We start from the raw sequence: 5746 nt of genomic DNA, 5'->3' as shown, positions 1-5746 counted from the left end.
CCTGCCGGGCGCCGGTCTGTTCCTGGTCCCACGTTAACTTCAGTACCACCAGTAACACTGATATTCGCAGGTCACGGCCGTAACGCGGGGGCGCTACCTCATCCGTCAATCGACTCGCTTCAGGCGCGCCGGAACGGCATGATCACCTCCATGCGCTCCAGGCTCACCGCGTCACTCGCGACAATCGCCGTCACCTCCGCCACTCTGATCAGTGGTGGGGCCGCCACGGCCTCCGCCCAGGCCCTACCGCCGTTCATCCCGCAGCACGTGGTGGACGGGCTGATCTCCCAGGCCCGTGCCGCGGTGCCGGCCGAGGTGTGGGCGGCGGTCGGCTCGACGGAGATGATGTATCGACCCGTCTCCGGGGGGTTGCGCGAGGGCATCGTCCGCGAGATCGACTCGTACCGGGTGTCGAAGGGTCTCCGCGTCCTCGCCCCCAACGCCGATCTGGACCGCGAGGCTCAGGCCTGGGCCGACAGGCTGGCCGCCCAGGACGCCGTCTACCACAACCAGGCCCTGCTGAGCCGGGGCTTCGGGGAGAACATCGTCGCCGCGGGGACGCACTGCGGGGCCGTATGTCTGGTCGACCTGTGGAAGAACTCACCCGGCCACAACGACAACCTGATCGACCCGGGGTACCGTTCGGCGGGAATGGGGATCGCCTACTCGGCCGGCGGCAAAGTGTTCGTGGTGCACAACTTCGCCTACTGAGTCCGGGCCCGGGCAGCGGGACCGCCGCCAAGCACACCGAACAGACGAGGGAGACCATGTCCGAACGGATAACGCGCGCACTGAGACTCAGGACGGACCCGGGGATCTTCCTCACGACTGTGGCGGTCATCGTCGCTTTCGTGGTGGTCACGTTCGTGGCGGGGGACTGGGTGGGAGAGGTGTTCGGCGCCGCCTCGGGATGGATCATGACCAACCTCGGGTGGTTCTACATCGCCGGGGTCTCGATCTTCCTGCTCTTCCTGCTGTGGATCGCGCTGAGTCGGTTCGGCCACGTCCGGCTCGGTGCCGACGACGAGGTGCCCGAGCACTCCACAGCGGCCTGGTTCGGCATGCTGTTCGCCGCCGGGATCGGCACCATCCTCATGTTCTGGGGCGTGGCCGAACCGATCTCGCACTTCGCCACCCCGCCCCGCGGCGGGGTCGATCCGGGGAGCAGGGAGGCGGCCCAGGAGGCCATGGCCTTCACGCTCTACCACTTCGGGCTGCACACCTGGACGATCTTCGCGCTGCCCGCTCTGGCTTTCGCCTACTTCATCTACAAGCGCAAGATGCCCCCGCGCGTCAGCTCCATCTTCGCGCCCATCCTCGGCAACCGCGTCTACGGACCGATCGGCAAAGCCATCGACGTGGTGGCGCTGGTCGGCACGGTGTTCGGTGTGGCGACCTCCGTCGGGCTCGGCACCCTCCAGATCAACGCCGGACTCAACGAGCTCTTCGGGATCACCGTGTCGCCGCTGGTGCAGGTGCTCGTCATCGGTGTCGTCACCACGGTCGCGTGCATCTCTGTCGCCGCCGGGTTGGACAAGGGGATCAAGCGGCTGTCCACCGTCAACATCGCCATGGCCGTCGCGTTGCTGGCCTTCATCGTGATCGCCGGACCCACCCTGTTCCTGCTCAAGGGGACGGTGGAGACCTTCGGTGTGTACGCCTCGACCCTGCCTGAACTGGCGTTCTGGAACAACGTGTTCCCGGCCGACGGTGACCTGGCGACGTGGCAGAACACCTGGACCGTCTTCTACTGGGCGTGGACCATCACGTGGTCGCCGTTCGTCGGCATCTTCATCGCCCGGATCAGCCGTGGCCGGACCATCCGCGAGTTCGTCTTCGGGGTGCTCGTCCTCCCGGTGGCCTTCTCCATCGTGTGGTTCGGCGTGTTCGGCATGGCCTCGTTCGACATCGAGCTGAACGGGCCCGGTGGACTGGTGGAGGCGGTGGTCGACGACGGTGACATCCCGGGTGCGCTGTTCGCGTTCCTGTCGAACTACCCGCTGGCGACCCTCGTCTCCGGGATCGCCGTGCTGATCGTCGTCATCTTCTTCACCACGTCGGTCGACTCCGCCGCGATGGTCGTGGACATGATGGCCTCGGGGGAGGACGACACCGTCTCGCCGTCGCCGACGCACCAGCGTGTGATCTGGGGCGTCCTCATGGGCGCCGTGGCCGCGACGCTGCTCGCCGGAACCGGAACGGGTGGACTCACCGCCCTCCAGGAGGTCATCACCGTCATCGGTCTGCCCTTCTTCGTCATGGGCTTCGTGATGATGTACAGCCTGGTCAAGGGGATCTCCGCCGATCTGGGCGAACGTACGCCCACTGTGACGAGGCAGTGGGACCGCGCATACTCGCCCGAGGAGTTCGAGAAGAACGAGACCACACCCTCGCCCGAACCGATCGGCCCGCTCCACCGGATCCCGAACGGTGAGGAGGACGACGGCGCGCCGAACCCACTCGAGCAGCCCACCGACCCCGACTGAGATCGTCGTCAGTGTCCTCTCACGTCGAGCATCGTCATCCCCGCGTGCATCTCCCACACGAGGATCTCGGCACCGTCTGTGCAGTCCGTGCCGGCGGTGACCCGTCGGCCGCCCGTGGCGGTGAGCCGCGCGGCGTCGCCGGTCGACAGCTCTCCGCAGTCCTCCAGCTCGACCGAGCCGACGGGCACGTAGAGGTGGAGGTAGGGCGCGTCGGGGAGCTGTACCGACCTGCCCGGATGGAGGCGCGCCGCATGGAGGGCGGAGCTGTCGTTGCGGATGCGGATGGCGGCCCGGTCGGCGTGGGCACGGAGGCCTCCGGCGACGACGGCTAGACGGTTCTCCAGTTCGCCGTGTTCGATCTCGCACTGCTCGTAGCCCGGGTCTCCGCCCGTGGAGTCGGGGACGACCCACATCTGGACCAGGTGGACCGGCTCGGTGGGCGGTTCGGAGTGCTGGATCGAACCGTCGCGCCAGCCGTCATTGCGCTCGGAGTGCAGGATTCCCGACCCCGCGCTCATCCGCTGGGCGAGCCCGGGGTAGATGATCCCGCTATGGCCCTCGGAGTCCTGGTGGACCAGAGAACCGGACAGGACCCAGGTGATGATCTCCATGTCGCGGTGGCCGTGGGTGTCGAACCCGCTGCCCGGCGCGATCCGGTCGTCGTTGTTGACCAGGAGTCGCCCGAAGTGGGTGTTCATCGGGTCCTGGTGTCGGGCGAAGGAGAAGGAGTGGCGCGAGTCCAGCCACCCCCCGCCGGTGTGGGAACGCGTGGACGATCGATGGATTCTGACCTCTGGACCGGACACGGCACCCCCACCCATAGCTGATACAACAGCAATAGTATCGTCGTCCCCACCCTGGCCGGGGCGGGCCGGGCGACCAGAACGGCCGTCCAACTTTTTTCGCTGATGTGACTACGGTCCCCCGCGACCGGGCGTAGGCTGACAGCCGTCAGTGACGGCAGTCACATCTTTCGCTGGGAGGTTTCGATGCTGCAGAACGCTCTGGTCGCCACGCTGCGCGTGGGGGTCGCCACGACCAACGAGGTGGCACACCTCGTCGTCGACAACACGCTGGGCCGTTTCCTCGACACCAACCCGGACAAGGTGCGCTGACCCTCCCGGGGTCTACATCCCGTCGGCGGTGCCCTCACTTCCGCCCAGGGCGTGGTCAGGTTGTTCCGGGGTCTGGTAGATCCGCTTCTGCTCCTCCAGGCCGCGCGAACCCGTCGTCGCGGTCCCGTCCCCGGGGCCGACACTCTGCCCGTCACTGTGGCCACCGCTGCCCGGCGCATCCGGGTCGATTCCGGAGGCGTCCTGCGCGGTCGCCGGATCCGGCGCGCTGCCGTCGCCCACCCGTGTGCCGTCGATCGTGTTGCCCAGGTCCTCCGGGGTCTCGGGGGATTTCTCCGAACTCATGCGGTCCTCCTGTGGTGGTGTGTGCGGGGTGGTGTCGACCCTAACCGCGAGGCCCTCGACGTGCCTCCGGTCGTCACCGCGGGGGCCGCACCGGGGTGACGATCATCCGGCAACGCCTATCCTGGTGCCCATGTCGGACAATCCCTTCGGTCGGGTCATCACCGCGATGGTGACCCCTATGCACGACGACGGCTCGATCGACTTCGACGGTCTCCAGCGACTCGCTGTCCATCTGGCCGACCACGGCCACGACGGACTGCTGGTCAACGGCACGACCGGCGAGTCCGCCACCACGACCGACGAGGAGGACTACGACGCGGTCGCCGCCGTCGTCGACGCGGTGGGAGACCGCGTGGCGGTGATGGCCGGGTGCGGCACCAACGACACGGAGCACTCGATCCGCGCGGCCACCGAGATGGTGAAACGGGGCGCCGACACCCTCCTGGTGGTCACGCCGTACTACAACAAACCCACGCAGCACGGGATCGTCGAGCACTTCCGCATGATCGCCGACGCCGCCGGCCGCCCCGTGATGGCCTACGACATCCCGGGGCGGACCGGTACCGCGCTGGCCACGGACACGATCCGGCGGTTGGCGGAGATCCCGGGTCTGCGTGCGGTCAAGGACGCCAAGGGCGATCTGTTCGAGGCCAGCCGGCTCATGGCCGAGACCGAGCTGCTGTGGTTCTCCGGCGACGACGTGCTCAACCTCGCGTTCCTCGCGCTGGGGGCCACCGGGGTCGTCTCGGTGGTCGGGCATGTGGCCGGTGACGACTACCGGGCCATGGTCGACGCCGTCGACGCCGGCGACCTGCCCCGGGCCCGCGAGATCCACACCCGTCTGATCCCGGCCGTCGACGCGATCATGCACACCTCGCAGGGAGCGATCCAGATCAAGGCCGCCCTCAAGATGCAGGGCCTGATCGGATCCGATCGACTCCGCATGCCTCTGCTCCAGGGCCCGCCGGAGCACCTCGACCGGCTCCGCGAGGGACTGGCCGCGTCCGGGCTCGCCTGAGTCCACCGCGGAACGGGCTACCGGAAGGCCGCCATCTCCGAGCACCGCTCCCAGAGCGCTGCGGCGACGCGCCTGTCGTGGGACGTGCGACTCGATCGGACGATGGCGGGATGCCCCCTCAGCCCACCGAGGCGGTCGGGGCCCACGAACGTCGCGCCCGGCAGGTCCGGCACGGTGGCGGCGTAGAGCACGGACAGCGCGCCCATCTCCGGGGTCAGGCCGGCCCACGAGATCGAGTTGCCCAACTCGAAGAACCGGTCGGCGGCGGGGCGGCCGCTCTGCCGGAGGAGTTCGGTGGCGGTGTACCCGGGGTGCGCGGCCATTGACCGGACCGTACTGCCCTCGCGGCCGAGCCGCCGCTGCCACTCGTAGGCGAGCATGATGCAGGCCAGCTTCGAGTTGGCATAGGCCGCCATGGGTCGGTACCCGCGCAGGTCCATGCTCAGATCGTCGGGATCGACATGCCCCCGCAGGTGCGCGAGTGACCCGAGCCAGACCACGCGATCGGTGAGCTGCGGCAGCAGCCCCTGGGTGAGCGCATGGTGACCGAGTGCGTTGACGCCGAACTGCATTTCGTGGCCCTGGGCGGTCCGTGAGTGCGGGAGGTTCATGACGCCGGCATTGTTGATCAGGACGTCCACCCGGTCCGCGGTCCCGGCGACGAACTCGTCCACCGAGTCGAGGTCGGCGAGGTCCAACCGACGGACCTGCGCCCTGTCCCGGCCCCCGGCCGGCAGCGAGGCCCGGGCGGCCTCGGCCTTCCCGAGGTCCCGGCACGCCATGACCACCCTCGCGCCACGCGCGACGAGGGCTCGCGTGGCGGA

At 68.6% G+C, this 5746-nt stretch carries 7 protein-coding genes; 4 read left to right on the top strand and 3 right to left on the bottom strand.

What is annotated here, in order from left to right; translation table 11 throughout:
* Positions 1-150 precede the first annotated feature (150 nt).
* Together G6026_RS03080 and G6026_RS03075 are read left to right on the top strand one after the other, a co-directional pair.
* Positions 151-711, top strand: a complete 561-nt coding sequence (locus G6026_RS03080; RefSeq protein ID WP_231750392.1) for a CAP domain-containing protein — start codon at positions 151-153, stop codon at positions 709-711.
* A gap of 56 nt (positions 712-767) precedes the next feature.
* Positions 768-2486 carry a BCCT family transporter gene (locus G6026_RS03075; RefSeq protein WP_182612227.1) on the top strand — a complete coding sequence of 573 codons (1719 nt, stop codon included), beginning with the start codon at positions 768-770 and terminating at the stop codon, positions 2484-2486.
* A gap of 8 nt (positions 2487-2494) precedes the next feature.
* Here G6026_RS03075 and G6026_RS03070 read toward each other — a convergent pair whose 3' ends face one another.
* A complete protein-coding gene (locus G6026_RS03070; protein WP_107757618.1) occupies positions 2495-3307 on the bottom strand; it encodes a pirin family protein in 813 nt (270 codons plus the stop codon).
* A gap of 168 nt (positions 3308-3475) precedes the next feature.
* Between G6026_RS03070 and G6026_RS17750 the strand changes: the two genes are divergently transcribed.
* Positions 3476-3601: a hypothetical protein gene (locus tag G6026_RS17750; protein ID WP_017837372.1), complete on the top strand. Its 126-nt coding sequence runs from the start codon at positions 3476-3478 to the stop codon at positions 3599-3601.
* A gap of 12 nt (positions 3602-3613) precedes the next feature.
* On the opposite strand, the gene G6026_RS03065 is transcribed toward G6026_RS17750, so the two are convergent.
* Complete coding sequence (locus G6026_RS03065) at positions 3614-3904, bottom strand: hypothetical protein (RefSeq protein WP_107757617.1); 291 nt, start codon at positions 3902-3904, stop codon at positions 3614-3616.
* A gap of 130 nt (positions 3905-4034) precedes the next feature.
* Here G6026_RS03065 and dapA point away from each other — a divergent pair, with 130 nt between their 5' ends.
* Entirely contained in the window at positions 4035-4922 is an 888-nt protein-coding gene (gene dapA / locus G6026_RS03060) for a 4-hydroxy-tetrahydrodipicolinate synthase (protein ID WP_107757616.1), read from the top strand.
* Between the two features lie 17 nt (positions 4923-4939).
* Here dapA and G6026_RS03055 read toward each other — a convergent pair.
* On the bottom strand, positions 4940-5746 hold an 807-nt coding region (locus G6026_RS03055), incomplete at its 5' end, for an SDR family NAD(P)-dependent oxidoreductase (protein ID WP_241727931.1).

It is taken from the genome of Dietzia sp. DQ11-38-2 (assembly GCF_014145055.1).
Classification (GTDB): Bacteria; Actinomycetota; Actinomycetes; order Mycobacteriales; family Mycobacteriaceae; genus Dietzia.
This window is presented reverse-complemented; position numbering and strand designations above follow the sequence as displayed.